Source organism: Paenibacillus sp. MER 99-2 (assembly GCF_023714095.1).
Lineage (GTDB): Bacteria > Bacillota > Bacilli > Paenibacillales > Paenibacillaceae > Paenibacillus.
Genome location: NZ_JAMAUZ010000003.1, coordinates 792961 through 810709, shown reverse-complemented (window position 1 = coordinate 810709; position 17749 = coordinate 792961). Strand labels below are relative to the sequence as shown.

The 17749-nt window shown below is 47.7% G+C and carries 15 protein-coding genes; 8 read left to right on the top strand and 7 right to left on the bottom strand.

Annotated features, from left to right (window positions below):
• Positions 1 to 78: 78 nt before the first annotated feature.
• The 3 genes from M3636_RS18400 to ftsE form a co-directional block, all read right to left on the bottom strand.
• Complete coding sequence (locus M3636_RS18400) at positions 79 to 1371, bottom strand: murein hydrolase activator EnvC family protein (RefSeq protein WP_251383504.1); 1293 nt, start codon at positions 1369 to 1371, stop codon at positions 79 to 81.
• 190 nt (positions 1372 to 1561) lie between these two features.
• Complete coding sequence (ftsX, locus tag M3636_RS18395) at positions 1562 to 2479, bottom strand: permease-like cell division protein FtsX (RefSeq protein WP_251383503.1); 918 nt, start codon at positions 2477 to 2479, stop codon at positions 1562 to 1564.
• Positions 2469 to 3155, bottom strand: a complete 687-nt coding sequence (gene ftsE / locus M3636_RS18390) for a cell division ATP-binding protein FtsE (RefSeq protein ID WP_128103720.1) — start codon at positions 3153 to 3155, stop codon at positions 2469 to 2471. Before ftsE ends, ftsX begins: the two co-directional genes overlap by 11 nt.
• A gap of 252 nt (positions 3156 to 3407) precedes the next feature.
• Here ftsE and M3636_RS18385 point away from each other — a divergent pair, with 252 nt between their 5' ends.
• The gene (locus tag M3636_RS18385; protein ID WP_251383502.1) at positions 3408 to 4841 is read left to right on the top strand and encodes a VanW family protein; all 1434 of its coding nucleotides are present in this window, start codon (positions 3408 to 3410) and stop codon (positions 4839 to 4841) included.
• A 108-nt stretch (positions 4842 to 4949) separates the two neighbouring features.
• On the opposite strand, the gene M3636_RS18380 is transcribed toward M3636_RS18385, so the two are convergent.
• The 3 genes from M3636_RS18380 to M3636_RS18370 form a co-directional block, all read right to left on the bottom strand.
• Positions 4950 to 6506 carry an MDR family MFS transporter gene (locus tag M3636_RS18380; protein ID WP_128103722.1) on the bottom strand — a complete coding sequence of 519 codons (1557 nt, stop codon included), beginning with the start codon at positions 6504 to 6506 and terminating at the stop codon, positions 4950 to 4952.
• Positions 6507 to 6649: 143 nt separating this feature from the next.
• On the bottom strand, positions 6650 to 7477 hold the full coding sequence (locus M3636_RS18375; protein ID WP_251383501.1) for a polymer-forming cytoskeletal protein: 828 nt from the start codon (positions 7475 to 7477) through the stop codon (positions 6650 to 6652).
• A gap of 16 nt (positions 7478 to 7493) precedes the next feature.
• Positions 7494 to 8123, bottom strand: coding sequence for a YhbD family protein (locus tag M3636_RS18370; protein ID WP_251383500.1), 630 nt, complete (start codon positions 8121 to 8123; stop codon positions 7494 to 7496).
• 221 nt (positions 8124 to 8344) lie between these two features.
• Here M3636_RS18370 and M3636_RS18365 point away from each other — a divergent pair, with 221 nt between their 5' ends.
• A complete protein-coding gene (locus M3636_RS18365) occupies positions 8345 to 9133 on the top strand; it encodes an alpha/beta hydrolase (RefSeq protein WP_251383499.1) in 789 nt (262 codons plus the stop codon).
• 181 nt (positions 9134 to 9314) lie between these two features.
• Here M3636_RS18365 and M3636_RS18360 read toward each other — a convergent pair whose 3' ends face one another.
• Positions 9315 to 10946 carry a PucR family transcriptional regulator gene (locus tag M3636_RS18360; protein WP_251383498.1) on the bottom strand — a complete coding sequence of 544 codons (1632 nt, stop codon included), beginning with the start codon at positions 10944 to 10946 and terminating at the stop codon, positions 9315 to 9317.
• Between the two features lie 171 nt (positions 10947 to 11117).
• On the opposite strand from M3636_RS18360, the gene allC reads away from it, so the two are divergent.
• The 6 genes from allC to M3636_RS18330 all read left to right on the top strand — a co-directional run bounded on the left by allC (position 11118) and on the right by M3636_RS18330 (position 17430).
• A complete protein-coding gene (gene allC / locus M3636_RS18355) occupies positions 11118 to 12362 on the top strand; it encodes an allantoate deiminase (RefSeq protein WP_128104624.1) in 1245 nt (414 codons plus the stop codon).
• A gap of 25 nt (positions 12363 to 12387) precedes the next feature.
• Complete coding sequence (locus tag M3636_RS18350) at positions 12388 to 13608, top strand: pyridoxal-phosphate-dependent aminotransferase family protein (RefSeq protein WP_251383497.1); 1221 nt, start codon at positions 12388 to 12390, stop codon at positions 13606 to 13608.
• 277 nt (positions 13609 to 13885) lie between these two features.
• Entirely contained in the window at positions 13886 to 14485 is a 600-nt protein-coding gene (locus M3636_RS29775; protein WP_251383496.1) for a purine/pyrimidine permease, read from the top strand.
• Positions 14367 to 15245: a solute carrier family 23 protein gene (locus tag M3636_RS18340; protein WP_251383551.1), complete on the top strand. Its 879-nt coding sequence runs from the start codon at positions 14367 to 14369 to the stop codon at positions 15243 to 15245. Before M3636_RS29775 ends, M3636_RS18340 begins: the two co-directional genes overlap by 119 nt.
• On the top strand, positions 15242 to 16573 hold the full coding sequence (locus M3636_RS18335) for an amidase family protein (protein WP_251383495.1): 1332 nt from the start codon (positions 15242 to 15244) through the stop codon (positions 16571 to 16573). The genes M3636_RS18340 and M3636_RS18335 overlap by 4 nt, the downstream gene beginning before the upstream one ends.
• On the top strand, positions 16570 to 17430 hold the full coding sequence (locus M3636_RS18330; protein WP_251383494.1) for a fumarylacetoacetate hydrolase family protein: 861 nt from the start codon (positions 16570 to 16572) through the stop codon (positions 17428 to 17430). Before M3636_RS18335 ends, M3636_RS18330 begins: the two co-directional genes overlap by 4 nt.
• Positions 17431 to 17749 lie beyond the last annotated feature (319 nt).

Sequence of the window (17749 nt, the reverse complement as noted above, 5' to 3'; positions counted from 1 at the left end):
ATTCCTGAACATGCCAACTTAGTATATGTCTAGCTTGTACGGAATATGTTTATTCCATTCGGTCAATGCGTCACGTTATTACAAATAGTTCATCGGATTCACTGCCGTACCATTATCTCGTACTTCAAAGTGCAAGTGAGGCCCTGTCGAGTTCCCTGTATTTCCTGACTCTGCAATGACATCGCCTTTGCTCACCGTGTCACCCTTGCTCACTTTGAATCCACCTTCACGTAAGTGACCATAGAGTGTCCATAGTCCACCACCGTGATCCACAATAACGGTATAACCATAACCACTATACCATTCAGCCATAATAACGATACCGCCAGAAGCTGCATGAACAGAAGTACCTACTGGAACAGCAAAATCCACACCATTATGCATCTTACCTACTACACCCGTAATTGGATGGGTACGAGGGCCAAACGGGGAAGATATACGTCCTCCCGATACCGGTCTAGAGAAAATTCCGTTACCTGATGAATACGTAACCTCACTGCTACTATCCATGCTAACTCTAGTCGGATTCTTGGCTGCTGCTTTGGCTGCGGCAGCTGCACGAGCGGCGGCCTCTGCTTTGGCTTTAGCTGCTGCTGCGGCCTGCTCTTCACGCAATTTATTTTTCTCTTGCAAGAGAGCCGAACGTTTGCTAGCAATCTGCATCAACACATCTTCCTGCTCTTGCGTTAATTCCTCGGACTCTTCAATTTTAGCATCATAGGAAGCCAAAAGCACTTGCTTCTCTTGCTCTTTCTCATTCAACTGCGATTTACGCTGTTTCTTCTGCGCATACAGGCTCTTAGCTTCAGCATATTGCTGATCCAGCTCTGCCTTTTTGTCTACAACGAGCTGCTTGTCCTTCTTATGCTCATCCAGCAGATGCTGATCTTGATCCACGATCGTTTTCAGCGAGTCTGCACGGGTTAAGAAGTCAGAGAAGCTTGTGGAAGACAATAATACGTCCAGATAGGATACAGCACCGTCGGTATACATCAGACGTACACGAGATTCCAGCAATTTCTCTCTGGCTACGATTCGTTCTTCTGCAGCTTGAAGATCCTTCTTCGTTGTACGTAGATCTTCTTCGGTATTCTCTATCTGTAATGAGACGTTTGCGAGTTCATCACTAACGACATTAATCTGCTCCATAACAACCTTCAGGTAAGCATTGGTTTTGTTTTTGTAATGCTGCGCTTCCTTTTTGTTGGCGGCGGCCTTCTTCTGCTCTTGTTTGGCTGTAGCCGCCTTGTTCTCTAGTTGTTGAATCTGCTGATCGATGTCACTAATGCTACTCTTAGCATATCCGTCCGAAGGTTGAAACGTTAAGCTAGCTAACAATGTAAAAGCTAGCAGCGAAGCGGTTTTTTTCAAAATGTCGATCTCCCATCCTATGAATTCACAAGAAAGCAACCTGCACAGGCGGTGAACAAACATGTTCTCTGCTTTCTTTCATCTTAAGAAATTCGGTCTCTCCTACATATCGTCAAACAGCTTCATTTTGTGAACCTGCTATGCCATTCTAGTTTGCGAACGTTCAACATTGTACGTGGTATACGTAGGTCTAAACGTTAAGGGACTTACGGATGGACAGCGTACTGCCCAGTATGCCTACCAATACCCCTAGCCCGATCAATAAGGTTGCGAAGAGCACCCAGATATCTCCAAGTGGAACAAGGTTAAGCATCTGCATAAATACATCCTGACCAATGGTCGCCATAAGACGACTGTATCCAAAGAAAAGTACGGCTACTGTGACCGCTGAACCAATTAGTCCTATTAGCGCACCTTCAATGAAGAATGGCCAACGAATGAACGTATTGGTTGCCCCAACCAGCTTCATAATGCCGATCTCTCGGCGACGGGCAAGAATCGTTACGCGAATCGTATTCGAGATCAGGAACATGGACATCAGACCCAGTCCCCCAACGAAGATAAATCCAATGTTCCGAACCAGCTTCGTAAATTTGAACAATACCTCCACCGTTTCCTTGCCGTAATTCACTTTCATGATCGGCTTCTCCGGGTGTTTCTCGTTCAATGCTTCGATTTTTTGCGCTACAAAAGTAACGGTTTCCGGTTCAATGACCTCAACTTCAATGGTCTCCGGCAGTGGATTGTTATCCACATCGAAACCGCTAAGTACATTATCTGCGCTGTCTCCGAGACGCTCGCGGAACTCTTTCAGTCCCTCTTCCTTGGAGACAAAGCGAATTTCACTTACTTCAGGCATGGCGCTGATCTCTTGTTCGAGTGTGTTTCGTAACTGCTCGTCCACATTCAGTTCAAGAAACGTGCTGATCTCCACCTGACTGTCCACTTGGTTTGCCATAGAATTCACATTCAATACCAATAGCATAAACACACCAAGTATAAGCAGGGATACGATGATGGACATGATGGAGGCCAGAGACATCCAGCCGTTGCGGAATACGTTTTTGAATCCCTCCCGGAAGTGGCGCAAGAGAGTACTAAAATTCATAACCGTATTCTCCTCTCATCTGATCCCGTACGATCTGTCCACGTTCAATGGCAATAACCCGTTTACGCATCGTATTTACGATGTCTTTGTTGTGAGTTGCCATGACGATTGTGGTTCCCCGGAAGTTGATCTCATCCAGCAGTTGCATAATTCCCCATGACGTCTCTGGATCAAGGTTACCTGTAGGCTCGTCCGCGATAATAACCGACGGATTGTTCACAATCGCCCGGGCGATGGCAATACGCTGCTGTTCCCCACCTGAGAGCTGCGAAGGCTCACGATTGGCCTTACCACGCAGTCCCACCAGATCAAGCACTTCCATCACTCGTTTCTTGATATGACGCTTCGGTGCTTCAATAACTTCCATAGCAAAAGCAACATTCTCGAACGCCGTCATCTTAGGCAGCAGTCGGAAGTCCTGGAATACAACACCGATATTACGGCGTACATAAGGAATTTTCCTTGGTTTCAGCTTACCGATATTAAATCCGTTAATGGATATTTGTCCTTTTGTCGGTACTTCTTCTCTGTACATCAATTTCATAAATGTCGATTTGCCTGCGCCAGACGGACCGACGATATAGACAAATTCATTGCGGTCGATCTTCACCGACACCCCTTGTAAAGCGTGGGTCCCATTGGCGTAGGTCTTCCACACGTCCTGCATTTCTATCACATCATCACTTCCTGCTCGCATAGTTAGCCATTATCATTTCGACACAATCCCGGCATTTCCTTTAAAAAGACCTGAATTTCATCAGGAGAAGTCCAGTTCGACCTTTTTTGATGGTGAAGCATGGATTCATATGAAGTTTATTGTAACAAATTTGTTACCTATTGAGTACCCGAAAGTTTTCCTACATTGGATCATATATATAGAAAGTGTTACAAAGTGCGGAACAACAGAAGTAAAAAGGAGCGTACGGTTATGAAAAAAATACACGTGGCAGTCATTGCAATGTTCTCAATCCTCTTGTTCGGTTCCGCGTCCTATGGAATGATCTATATGTATGTGAACCAACCGTCGATACCCCAGAAGGTGCAGGTAGGCGGATGGCAAATCGGAGGAATGAATCGAGCGCAGGTCATGCTTGAACTGGATGAGCGATTACAAACGTTGGAAGAGTGGCCTGTCATTTTGGAACTGGACGAACCCTTAGCGAGAACACTACCCTTTACAGCCGAGCAAACAGGCGCACATTACGATGCAGACGGCTTCCGACTTGCCATGAAGCAACTGGAGGAGGGAAACTTATGGGAACGTGCCTATGCGCGTTATCATCTGGCTGAAGATTGGCCTGTGGAACTGACGTATGATGCGACATCATTAAAAGCTCAACTGAGCCCTGCGTGGGAAAAAGAAACCTTCGGTTCTCCTTCCAATGCTGTTCGCAGGATCACGCCTAGCGACAAGATTCAATACATCCCGGAGAAAGGTGTACGCCGCATCGCTTGGGATGAACTAATCCGTCAATTACAGGTCAAGCTACCTCATGATTTCGGTGTAATAGACTTGGAGGGTAAACCTGATTCGATCCGCATTCAGCTCCCACTGTATACGTTGAAACCTGATGTTACGGTGGACTCCCTGCGCTCAGAGGGCATTGAACGGAAAATCATTCAGTTCTCGACAGGGCTCGGCAATAGCAGTGAGGGTCGGGTACATAATGTGAGCGCAGCAGCCGAAGCCATTGACGGCATGATTCTGAAGCCAGGTGCCATGTTTGATTATGAGAAAATTGTTCAAAAGGCCGAGAAAGAATTCGGCTTCCGCGAAGCGCCGGTCATTGTGAACGGACGACTGACACCCGGAATTGGCGGGGGCATCTGCCAGGTATCCAGTACGATATACAATGCAGCCCTGCTCACAGGTCTTGATATCGTTGAGCGTCGCAATCACTCCCTACCGGTGAAATATCTACCGAAAGGTTTAGACGCCACCTTTGCTTCTGGAGCCATTAATTTCCGTTTCAAAAATAACACTGAAAAATCATTACTTATTCATGCCGAGGTCAACAACCATCGGTTAGTCGTGAAGTTTTTTGGTACATTTCCGGAGAATGTCAGCTATGCCCTTGAATCTCGCACGATTGAAACGTTAAGTGTTCCCGTAAAATACGTATCCAGCAACGTTCTCCCCGATGGAGCAGAGCAGGTGCTGCAAAACGGACAGCCTGGATATATTGTCGAGACTGTACGGACGAAGCGGGTCGATGGGAAAGTCGTCGAATCCAAAACCATTTCACGAGATACGTACAAAGCACAGAATCGCCTAATTGCACGCCCGGGAAACAGCAGTATACCTGATGAACAAGAGCCTTCCATTGTTGAGGATGGGATCTCCGATACCAAACAACCTTAATTAATCCAGCTTATTGTCAAAGCTTCTATAGAAAAAAAAGACACACCTCTCGTCTACCTTTCGGTTAACGTGTGAAGTGTGTCTTTCCTGTATTAATGCAGCAAGAAGTTAATGACCGCCTGTATATTCGCCTTGCTCTTCGCCTATGACCATCTTCTCATTGCCCATGAAGAAGGAAGCGATTAGAGCCAGTGCAGCCGGAATGGCAGCCCAGGCAAACAACTGCACAATGGAAGAAGACAACGCATGTGTAATGGCCTCCAGAATCTGTGGTGGAATACCCTGTCTTAATTCCGGCGACAACAGCGCATGTGGATCTGTCAAATTCAGTCCCTCTGGTATGCCCCCACCAGATGCACCCGCTCCACCAGCCTCTGCTGCTGACCCGAGCGCCTCAGTCATTTTACGTGTAAACACTTGGCTCTGGACGATCCCAAAGATCGTGATCCCCATCGTCATCCCGAGAGATCGCAAAAAGTTAAGCGTAGAACTAGCTGCTCCGCGTCTCCGTGGTTCAAATGCATTCATCGCCGCATTGCTAAGCACCGAGAACGATGCGCCAACGCCAAGCCCGACCATAACCATGAAGATGCGAATCGTCCAGAGTGATGATCCCTCATCCAGCGTTGTAAGCAATCCAAGCCCAAGCACGAGCAGAGCCAGTGTGGGAATCATAATATTGCGGTACTTGATTTTGGTCATTAATACCCCGCCCAGGGAAGCCGTTACGACCGAACCAAGCATCATTGGCAGTAAAACCAGACCTGAGTTGGTCGCTTTGCCGCCCAAAACACCTTGAATGAAAATCGGTATGTACACTGAAGCTGTAATAAACGCCGCTCCACTGAACATTGCGATCACGTTGCTGGACCAATACACTCGATTGCGGAACATACCAAAGGAAATAATCGGTTCCTTGGCTCTCGTCTCTGCAAACAGGAACAATAGAGCCAGCACGACAAATCCGGCAAACAAACCAATAATCTGAGCCGAATCCCACGCATACGTCTTACCACCCAATTCTAAACCGAAGATGAGGCAGACAACGGCACCAATCAGTGTTACAGCACCTAACCAGTCAATCTGCTGGGATTGATGCTGGTGTGATTCCTTATAACAGATGGTGATAAACAGAAACGCAATTAGACCGAGTGGCAGGTTAATATAGAAAACCCACTCCCACGTCGCATACTCTGTAATGTAAGCCCCAAGCAACGGGCCAAATACGCTGGATAGACCAAATACCGCACCAAACAATCCACCCAGCTTGCCACGTGCCTCTGGCGCAACAACGTCAAACATAATCGTAAATGCAATGGGTACCAGTGCGCCCGCACCAATTCCCTGAATGGCTCTATACATCGTTAATTCCACGATAGATGTCGCTGTTCCGCACAGTGCCGAACCGAGCATAAATACAATGATACCAAATACAAAAAACTTCTTCCGTCCGTACATATCCGACAGTTTACCGAAGATCGGCATTCCCGCCATCTCCGCAACCATGTATGCAGAGGTTACCCAAACGAACTTGTCGAGTCCTCCGAGTTTGCCGACGATATCGCCCATCGCCGTAGCCACAATGGTGTTATCCATTGAAGCCATGAGTATGCTAAGCAGCAGCCCTGCCAGCACAAATCCAATTTTGTTTTTACTTGCAGCCATCGTTCTTAATCTCTCCATTCACGATCTATTCATATGACTGCATTAGTATATCCGAAATGTTGCAATCATTAATCAGTCCAAGGACCGATTGCTTTACGCCAAAACAATATATCGTGAACGAGCAATCCACATCAGTTTTCGCATCAGATTTGTTCAACGCGGCCTATTCTCGCTTCCGGATCTACCGACAAGTCACCCGAATACTCGACCAGCCTAATGTTACAGCCACGTCCAATATGAACTCGTGTACCTCGAACGGTATCGGCTTCTGTATCTTCAAGCATGATCTCATCTCCCTCAATCAATTCTGCTCGAAAAGAAGGAGCCCCGCCCAAGCCAAGTGCTTTCCATAATCCACTGCGCTCTCTACGCCGAATATCAATTCGTTCACCGCCAACTTCCCTAGCCGAAGAAGACGTATATAGACGAATCTCCACGGTGTCTGCGTTCAGTAGCCCTCCTACCTTCAGGTTACCTTGAACACTAATCGTCTCGCCCTGCACATCTCCATCAATCGTAGCCATCCCGCCGATATCGATGCGCTCACTGTCCACTCTGCCGCGTACGTTGCATTTTCCGTTCACCGTTAACTCCGGCGTAGCCAAAGCTCCATTAATGGTTGTCATGCCATCCACACGGACACGAGAACTAACCAGCGGGCCGTTAATTGTACACATCCCATTGACCGTTGTAGTCTCAGCGCGTGCCGGGCCATGGACGCCCAGTGTTCCATTTACATCCAGTGAGCTCGTTTGCAGCTCGCCTTCCACTTTAGCCATACCATTTACGGTTACACTCTGGGTGTACAACGCACCATAGATTTTCAGTGTTCCATTTACATTGAGCGAAGTACAATCCAAGTCTCCGTCCAATTTGGCCATGCCATCAATATTCACTCGGTTATAGTGCCCACCTGTCGTTTTGCGAGACCCCGTTACATTCAAGTCATTTCTCAAGTGACGCTCTTCCATTCATTTCTCCCCCTTTTCAGACATTCCCTAATTTAAGTTTGAGTTCTTCCATGAACGTTGCCAGCGTAATTCTCAATACCACTTTTACACCCTGATCAAAATAAAGCTCCGCTCCTGCGCCAACCAGCATAAACGTCGGTACACCCATTTTGCGAATAAGCAACAATTCACTCGCTCTGTCTCTGAAACGGTAATAATGATCTGACATCACTTCGATCAATAACGAACCTTCCTGTCTTGTGATATCTCCACTCATTAATAGCTTCTCAAGTACATAAAGCATCATGATCTGCTCCAGACCGTACAATGGTTGCTCCCGACCTGCTTCTGTCAACAATTCAAGAGATGCTAATGAAACAATGTTTCGATCTATTAGTTGCTGGACAGACATCTCTACTTCGCCTAATGATGGCGAGAACACATCCGCCAGCTCATCCAGCGATAAGCCGTCCTTCATGTGGATAATCTTATCGATTCGTGGCAAAATCTGCTGTTTCGGAAAAAAGGTCTCCTGTCCTGTATAAGAAGACTTCCGAATGAACCATTCCTCCGGAATGAGATTTTTACGTTTCCAGCGATATAACTGCCCATATGAAATGCCCGTCAGGTCTAATAATTCTTTTTTGGAGATCAAATCATCCGTCATCGTTGAACCCCCTTGTCAATGAAAACAGTGTAACATAACATTGTTACGTTGTGAAGAGGATCATTCTCAACCGTATATTAATCTCGTCATTGCATCAGGGGAGCTTTGGGTATAACCTGTGTAATAGATACTACGCTTCATGAAGAATTCATATCCCTAGGCTTCCAAACGGGAGATGTAAAGGTTACATATCGGACTTATGAAAGGGGTTACTTTATTAGATGGCACTTATTAAATGTGATTTTTATTCAGACACACTTGGATTAAGCACGAGTATGCATGTTATTTTGCCACAACAAACGCATACTCAAATCGGGATGCAAAATGTAACTGGGACAGGATTACATCCTACACTCTACTTGTTGCATGGTCTTTCGGACGATGATTCCATCTGGCTGCGCAGAACATCGATTGAACGGTACGTTGCTGATCTCGGTATTGCTGTTGTTATGCCACAGGTTCACCGCAGTTTCTACACGGATATGGCCGAGGGTGGACGTTACTGGACATTTATTAGTGAAGAACTGCCAACACTCGCCCGCTCGTTCTTCCCTCTATCCCACCAACGTGAAGATAACTTCGTTGCTGGCCTATCAATGGGTGGCTACGGTGCGTTCAAGCTAGCGCTTCGTAAACCAGAGCAATATGCGGCGGCAGCTAGCTTATCCGGTGCACTCGATATGGTTGCTCACCTGAACAACACTGAAGGATCTGCATTGCAGCAGGCTGAAATGAAACGAATTTTCGGATCACAAATAGCGGGGTCAGAGAATGATCTGCTTCATTTGTTGCAAAAGAGCAAGCAAAGTCCAGACGCAAGACCGTTACTGTATCAGTGCTGTGGAACGGAAGACTTCCTTTATGAAGATAACCAGTCCTTCAGAAAGGCCTGCGAACAGACGGACTTCAAGCTGACATACGAGGAAGAAGCAGGTGCACATGAATGGGGTTATTGGGATGCGAAGATTCAAGACGTATTGAAATGGCTTCCTTTGCCTAAACGAGACTAGCGGTTATGCAAGGTATGACGTACAAAGAATGTAATTGTGCTTTTTGAGAGGATACGAGGAAAACATAGCTCTTACAGGATCATCCTTTAAAGCCGCTATGTTCTCCCCTCATAATACGAAGTATTCATTCAATCGCTTGATCTGATAACACACGAAAAAATCACTGTCACCTTGTCCCTCTTCATCCCTCTGCCAACCCTTCCTTTGGCAATAGCGCTTTGATTCGGAACGCCATACGTAGACGCAACGTTTCTTCTGGATCTTTCAGACTGCGACCGATAATCTCCTCGCATTTCTCTAACCGATATATCACTGTGTTGCGATGGATGTAAAGTCGTTTCGCTGTTTCAGCCAGATGACAATGCGTTTCAAGATAAACTGATAACGTATGGAGCAGCATATGATGATCCTTAATGGTCTCGTCCTCGAATCCTTGCATCGTATCCGCATAGAATTTGTGGAGGTGCTCATAAGGGATCATACGTAAAATTTCAGGAACTTCCTTCGGCTGATACATCTCGATAAAGCGCGTTTTGCCCGCTATGCCACCGAAGTACAGAGCTTCATTGGCCTCTTTGTAAGAAACGGGGATCTGGGCGAGCGGCTGAGCATAGCTACTGAAGCCAAACGATAGCTCTGATTCGTAATGGACAGCAATCTTGCCCTGAAGACGCTCTAGTAGTGCGACAAACAATGGTTTAACCGTTTTCCACTCCTCAACCAGCGGCATTAACAGCACGTAGGCGCGGTCGTGAGTGAACAAATGTAATGGATATCGAAAATGGGTCAATTCCCCTTCAAGATGTTCGGCAATCCGATCCTGCTCAGCCTTATATTGCATGAATGAGATGGTTCTATCCGTACCATCGAATTTGCCAACTGCACAAAGATATCGCTGATCGCTGGACAGTCCAAATTCACGTCCCCGACTCGCGATCTCCTCACTACTGGAGAATGCGCCACCGATAAAATTAGCAAAAAATTCGTTCTGGATGCGGCGGCGATTCTGCTTGAGCGCATTATCCTTCATTAATTCAAACGCAATCACGTTAGTTGCCTGTTCTATAGTCAAAATATTCGAACGTTCAGACGGCGTAACCAAGCCTTCTATACACAGGAAATGTAATTGTCTGTGGGTATACACTGGAAACAATGTCAGCGTTTCACGTTTCTCACTTAATAGAGAGAACGCCGAGAAAACAGATGGTGCCACATGAAAATGCCCTCCGCCAGACAACAATGCTTCAATATGCGCTGCGGTGGTCGCGGAGAATCGACCATAGATGGGCTGAAGGTAAGGGCCGAGAAGAAGTACCGGCAAGCGAAGCAAAGATGATAACTGATCCAGCAGCTTCGGGATGCCCTGACCGCTCATGATCTGCTGAGTGAACTGTCGATGGGTCTGTATGGCATTATGCAGTTCAGTAGTTTGTACATCGAGGATATGACTTAGCGATTTGTTAACAATATCGCCAAGTGAAGGATCGACAGGCAACTCCATCAGAGGCAGATCCAACTCGTTAGCTAGCTGAATTGCGGATTCAGGGATATTCCCGAGGTAACGTTTGCTTTTGATACCGAGCCCAGTACAGTCTTGGCGACTCATCTCCGAGATTAGTTCAAGCAGAGCCGGCAGATCGTCCTTAAAGTGAAAAGCCGTCGTAATGAGTAATTCATTCTTTCTCAGGTATGGAATGATATCCGGGGCATCCATCATGTTGACTGTATGAACTTCCCTGTTCAAACCCGTTGCTCCTGCGACAATGATTGTTCCGTCAAACACCGGCAGCTTCAGTAGCTCATTCATTTTCATCGTTCTTGCGCCCCTTTGGTTAACATGTCCAATGAATCCTGTTATTCTTCTACATTTTCGTGAATGATTTCCCTTTTGTTTTATTCTACGATTAATTAATCGCAATGCCAAGTCAATTAATATAACACCGGTTGGAAAGCTTATGCTGCCGGAATGGGGGAGATTGCATTGATAATCAAACAACCGAAGCCGTCTGCCTTATCCGAGCAGGTCGAAAACATGATTGAATGGCTGGCTTCGCACGGCAAAGACGAACGGAATGGCGTAAGCCGGCTACTCTATGACCCAGCTTGGATCGCGGCACAACGAGCCATTGAAGCCAAAATGAACGACCTCGGGCTACGGGTGTACTACGACGACGTTGGTAACTTGTTCGGGCATGCAGCTGGACGCGACCCTCAGGCTCGGGTTGTACTGACTGGATCTCATGTTGATACAGTTATAGGGGGCGGAAAATACGACGGAGCCTACGGAATCGTTGCTGCGCTAATTGCCGTGGAACATTTATTAGAGCAATACGGTCAGCCGCTCAAACCCATTGAGATTGTCTCACTCTGTGAAGAAGAGGGAAGCCGCTTCCCGATGACCTATTGGGGTTCAGGTAATATTACTGGCACGAAGAATCGCGAGGCTATTCAACATTTAAAAGATGCGAGTGGTATGCTGTTTGAACAGGCGATGTACAATGCCGGGTTCGGATTAGGGCAGCATCCACAGCCCCAGCGCAGTGACCTCGAATGTTTTATCGAATTGCATATCGAGCAAGGCCAGGTATTGGAACGCGAGAAGAAATCAATCGGTGTTGTCAGCCATATCGTTGGGCAACGCCGCTACGATATTACAGTCCATGGCGAGAGCAATCATGCGGGCACAACCCCGATGAAGTGGCGGCAGGATGCCATGTTTACTGCTGCTGAGTTGATTCGGATACTGATGCATCGAGCCAATGCAAGTGAAGACGGGTTAGTAGCTACGGTTGGACGTTTGGATGCCAAACCCAATGTTGGTAACGTCATTGCACGCGAGGTCACCTTTAGCCTAGATGTACGCCACAGTGACACAGAGACCATTCGAACATTCTGCAATGAATGCTTCGACGAATTCGAGGCTGTCGCAGCCCAACACGGAACACGCATTGCTTATCGCAAGTGGATGGATGAGCCTCCGGTTGCGATGGATTCAGCACTGAATGCAGCGACTGAGAGCATTTTACAGCGTGAGGGTATTTCGTACCAAAAGATGACCAGTGGCGCGGGACATGATTCACAAGTATTCGGAACGTATTGCCCGACAGCGTTGTTATTTGTACCAAGTCGAGGCGGCATTAGCCACTCCCCCGCGGAGTTTACCGATACAGAAGATTTGCAGCGCGGTGTACGCCTGCTGATCGACCTACTTCATCAATTGGCTTATTAATATACATTCAGGAGGCGGTTATGAGATGACGAAGTACCGGGAAATCCATGCACCTTTGAGAACAATCATGACACCAGGACCGGTCGAAGTAGATCCGAGAGTCCTGCGAGCAATGGCAACACCGATTCTAGGTCAATTCGATCCAGCATTCACGCAAATGATGAACGAGACGATGGATATGTTAAGACAAACGTTTCAAACAAAGAATCAATGGGCTTTCCCGGTTGACGGCACTTCCCGTTCAGGACTGGAAGCCGTATTGTGCAGCCTAATTGAACCTGGCGACAAAGTGCTCGTACCGATCTTCGGACGTTTCGGCCACCTGCTGACAGAAATCGCTGAGCGCCACGGTGCTGAGCTGCATCTGATGGAATGTCCTTGGGGAGAAGTGTTCGACCAACAGGCTGTGATTGATGAGGTTAAACGGGTACAACCGAAGATTGTAGCCATTGTACATGGTGAAACTTCAACAGGCTGCATGCAGCCACTGGATTTAATCGGCCCAGCTTGCCGTGAGCTTGGTGTGCTAACAGTCGTCGATGCCGTTGCCTCCATTGGTGGTGCGCCAGTCAAAGTAGATGAATGGCAGCTTGATGCGGTTATCGGGGGCACACAAAAGTGCATCTCCGTACCTTCCGGTATGGCTCCAGTTACGTACAACGAGCGGGTAGAACAGATTCTGGCAAGTCGGAAAAAGGTAGAGCGAGGCGTCGCACTAGACAGCGACCGTCGAGATGTAGCACACCCGATTCGCAGCAACTACTTCGATCTGAGTCAGTTGCAGGACTACTGGGGGCCACGTCGTCTAAATCATCATACCGAAGCAACGTCCATGCTATACGCGTTACGCGAGGGACTACGCATCCTGCTCGATGAAGGACTCGAAGAGCGCTTCGAACGTCATAAGCTGCATGAAAAAGCATTAATGGCAGGCATTCGCGGCATGGGTCTAGAATTATTTAACGACGTCGATTGGAAGCTACCTGTGGTCACCTGTGTGAAGATTCCACAAGGGGTTGATGGTGAGTCTGTACGAAGCATGTTACTTCACCAGTTCGGCATTGAGATTGCCAGCTCATTCGGCCCGTTACATGGGCAAATCTGGCGAATCGGTACGATGGGTTATAGCTGCCGTAAGGAAAACGTGCTATTCGTACTATCCGCACTGGAAGCTGTGTTAATCCGACACAACGCACCAATTGTCATCGGACGTGGAGTACAGGAAGCACTTAACGTGTATGAGTAAAATACATCCAGGTGCCACACCCCTCCGTTATAACTTCTTAGCTAGAACATAATCGCATTACAGCTTAGAGAATACGACGCAGAGTCTCAGCTGAACACACTTGAATGTTACAGAGAAATGGGATTCCGGCATGTCCGGAATCCTTTTGCATAAACAAGACTTCGCTATAGGAACGCCGGGCACATCATTGTTACTGCTCGAAGACCGTTTCGGCGAAACTCCAAGCGGAAGGTGACACATGAACAATATCATCCGGCTGCGCTCAGGACTTGCTGGGTTGCAGTGGCTCTTTTTCTTATTTACAAATACAGTCGTCATTCCAATCACGGTAGGGGCGGCATTTGCATTACCGCAAGACAAAATCCAATTCTTAATTCAATGCTCATTTGTTCTTACAGGGCTCGCCTGCGTGGTACAAGCAGCGTTTGGGCATCAAAGATCGGTCATGGAAGGACAGTCAGGATTGTGGTGGGGTGTCATTCTGAGCCTCAGCGCGGCTGCGCCTTCACTGGGCATCTCCCTGACGGAGCTGGGCGGTAGTCTGGCCGCGGGTATCGTGATCTCAGGAATCATCACCATTCTAATTGGTGTCTGCGGACTAGCCTCACCGTTGTCGAAGTTGTTTACGCCAGGCGTGATGGCTGTATTTATGTTTCTCCTCGGTTGCCGGCTGAACATGATTTTTCTGGAAGGAATGCTCGGGATCTTCTACGGAAGCAACAACGATTCAACCCACCGTGTTTCTGTTATCAGCAGCCGTGGCTGTTTTCGTCGCAGTCTTATCCGTAAAAGCAAGACCTGCGATTGGACAGTATGCGTTACTGATTGGGATTCTGGGTGGATGGGTACTATACACTCTCATTTTCGGCAGAGATAGCGAGACATCCAGCACAGGAACACTCGACATAGGTTGGTTCCCTCTCGGTGATCTATGGCACGGCCTAAACATAGGCGTTGTCATGATTGCGATCATCGCCGGTCTGGTTAATGCCTCGAACACATTCGGCGCTCTGAAGGGGACAGATCACATTTACGAACAAGAAGCCTCTGACAAGCAGTATAGACGTTCCTTTACTATCAGCGGTGTGTTTGCGGTTCTATCAGGGCTACTCGGGCTGGTACCCTACGCTCCTTACGTTTCATCTGTAGGTTTTCTTCAACAGACCCGTATTCGAGACCGACTCCCATTTGTCATCGGTGGTCTGCTCTTCACGGGAATCGGTCTGATCCCGGCAATCAGCGGTTTGCTGACACAACTACCGCTCAGCATCGGGAGCGCTGTATTATTAGTAACATATCTACGACTACTCGGTTCATCACTACAATATTTCGGCCAGATTCAAATGGATGCAGCAAACTTGTACCGGACAGCAGCACCTCTGTTCGTTGGAGTCATCGTGATGGGATTGCCATCGGAATATTTCGCCTCCTTGCCCCCACTGCTACGTCCGCTACTCGGAAATGGTCTGCTCGTCGGCATTTTACTAGCACTAGTGTTGGATCGACTTCGCTCCGGTTCATCCCAACAAGATCAGACGCTGGCTTCAAACAAGGTTCGGAGACTTATAGCTCCAACATCTGAGCACTCAGGACGCACACTCAATTCCAATTTGAATCCGAAAGGAGAACAGTCATGAGAAGGATACATGCGAATCAATCGAAGGAGTTCAAACTGGGCACAGAAACAGAGAACGAGATCACTTTGGAACGTCAGGATCAATGGGGAGCATTTGTGGATGCCACGGTTCAGTTAGCTTCTACCGGGACGGGCGAGCTCGACGGGCTGACATTCGCAGTGAAAGACGTCTTTGATATTCAAGGTGTAACCAGTGGAGCAGGTAATCCAGATTGGCTTCGAACGCATAAAGCGGCGGATTCCACAGCTCCCGCGCTGTTACCCTTACTAGCCAGCGGCGCAAGACTTATAGGCACAACACAGACGGACGAATTGATGTACAGCCTGAATGGGGAAAATGCTCACTATGGCACACCAATCAACCCCCTCGCACCAGATCGAATACCAGGCGGATCATCAAGCGGTTCAGCCGTTGCAGCTGCGGCAGGTCTGGTTCATTTCGCCATAGGCACAGACACAGGTGGTTCGGTTCGTATTCCATCATCGTACTGTGGTCTGTATGGCTTCCGGCCAACACATGGAGCCGTATCTGCGGAAGGGGTCATTCCACTCGCACGTAGCTTCGATACGGTTGGCTGGATGAGCCAATCTCCGAAGATTCTGTTAGATGTGGGCAAGGTACTACTACAAAATAGATCGGCAACTCATCAAGATAATGTTTTGAGCGTAGAAGCGATTGCAGAAAGCGGTGCATATGACGCATCCGATGTTGAACCAACATTCTCGCGTTTCCTCATTGCAGATGAAGCTTGGGGTCTGCCAGAGGAAAACGATCGTTCAACCCTACTCTCGAAGCTGCACGAACTGCCCAACTGGAAGCAGGCTAGCACTTCAATCCAATTAACAGCACCTACAGAGAGCTTGGCGGACTGGTCGGCAGCGTTCCGTGTTCTTCAAGGGTTAGAAATTGCCCATGAACATCGCGATTGGTTGATAAAGGAACGTCCAACATTCGGCCCTGGTATCGCAGAACGATTTGAATGGGCTTGTACACTGGAGGCATCTTCACATACCACCGAGAGTGACCTACGTACTCGAATTCGTGGCAGCCTTATTGAACTGCTCGGCGATGACGGACTCCTGGCAATTCCAACTGCTCCAGGCCCCGCCCCACTACTCGGGCTACAAGGTGCGCAAGCCGAGGCCTATCGAGCAAAGACCATGCAACTCTCTTGTATCGCAGGGCTTTCAGGTCTACCTCAGGTAACCGTGCCAGTCATTCGTGAGGATGGACTGCCCATCGGGCTCTCCTTTATCGGTGGCGCTAATACCGATCTTAAGCTACTGCGTTGGATGGCAGAACATTTCACAGAAGAGGTGCGCGGATGAAACTAGTAACGATTGAACTTCAAGGACAGGAGCAAGCAGCGTTCCTGACAGATCATGGCGTGATTCCACTGACTTGGCTGAATGAGAATCGGAACTCCGATTGGGATACAAGCCTTTTCACACTATTGCAAAACAAACAACTGAAGACTTTGCAAGACTGGTACGTTAGTGGCGGACAGGAGACCCTCTCCGCTCTTCCTGCACTGCCAGTGGACGCTGTATCTTACCGCGCGCTATACCGCCGACCTGGCAAAATGATTGGGGTTGGCATGAACTACCTGGCAAAAGCCATCGAGCTGTCAGGACGCCCTGCCGAGGATGAGCCTGTCATCTTCCTCAAACCCGACACGTCGCTGATTGGCCCCGGCGAAGCGATTCGTCTACCGGATGGAGCTGGACAGATCACGGCAGAGGCAGAGCTAGCCATCGTCATTGGGCAGACATGCAGAAATGTTACCGAGCACGATGCTATGAATTACGTAGCCGGTTATACCACTTCTCTCGATATGACGGCTAAGGAGATTCACGCGCGTAATCCTAGATTTATGCAAAGAGCCAAAAGCTTCGATACGTTCCTGAGCCTTGGCTCCTCCTTATCTACTCCTGACGAATACGTTGATCTGCCTAATCTTATAGTTGAAACTGTACTGAATGGCGAAGTCATGCACCACAATACCGTTAGCCGAATGATCTTCTCACCCACATACTTAATCTCTTTCCTTTCACATGTAATGACATTACATCCGGGAGATATCATTTTGACAGGCACACCTGGTTCAGTCGTAATTGAAGCTGGTGATGAAGTGGAATGCCGGATTGCTGGGTTAAAAACATTGAGCAATTCGGTAGAAAACTGAATCTCTGATTATTGAAAATCGTCTGTATAAACATTCGTGTCCTGCCCCTCAACATAACATGACATTAAACGTAATATTTTTTTGTTTAATTTGAACAGAAAACCCGATCATAATCTACGTTTTTGTCAATGAATTGTGAGGACAAGGTGATAAAATAAGGATAACAAATCTAAAGTGAGATTACATAACACATAAAGGTTACGTTATCTTACATTATTTTATTCATCTGTGGTGTGGGCAAGGACTGATCGGAACGGTTCGTGTACTTACATGAGAACGATCAGCTTTGCTCACCCAATACGAAGAGGAGTGGGGCGGA

Coding starts and splice junctions, on each gene's coding strand:
- ftsX (WP_251383503.1), bottom strand. CDS start 2,479: ATGAATTTTAGTACTCTCTTGCGCCACTTCCGGGAGGGATTCAAAAAC.
- M3636_RS18385 (WP_251383502.1), top strand. CDS start 3,408: ATGAAAAAAATACACGTGGCAGTCATTGCAATGTTCTCAATCCTCTTG.
- M3636_RS18380 (WP_128103722.1), bottom strand. CDS start 6,506: ATGGCTGCAAGTAAAAACAAAATTGGATTTGTGCTGGCAGGGCTGCTG.
- M3636_RS18375 (WP_251383501.1), bottom strand. CDS start 7,477: ATGGAAGAGCGTCACTTGAGAAATGACTTGAATGTAACGGGGTCTCGC.
- M3636_RS18370 (WP_251383500.1), bottom strand. CDS start 8,123: ATGACGGATGATTTGATCTCCAAAAAAGAATTATTAGACCTGACGGGC.
- M3636_RS18365 (WP_251383499.1), top strand. CDS start 8,345: ATGGCACTTATTAAATGTGATTTTTATTCAGACACACTTGGATTAAGC.
- M3636_RS18360 (WP_251383498.1), bottom strand. CDS start 10,946: ATGAAAATGAATGAGCTACTGAAGCTGCCGGTGTTTGACGGAACAATC.
- M3636_RS18350 (WP_251383497.1), top strand. CDS start 12,388: ATGACGAAGTACCGGGAAATCCATGCACCTTTGAGAACAATCATGACA.
- M3636_RS18335 (WP_251383495.1), top strand. CDS start 15,242: ATGAGAAGGATACATGCGAATCAATCGAAGGAGTTCAAACTGGGCACA.
- M3636_RS18330 (WP_251383494.1), top strand. CDS start 16,570: ATGAAACTAGTAACGATTGAACTTCAAGGACAGGAGCAAGCAGCGTTC.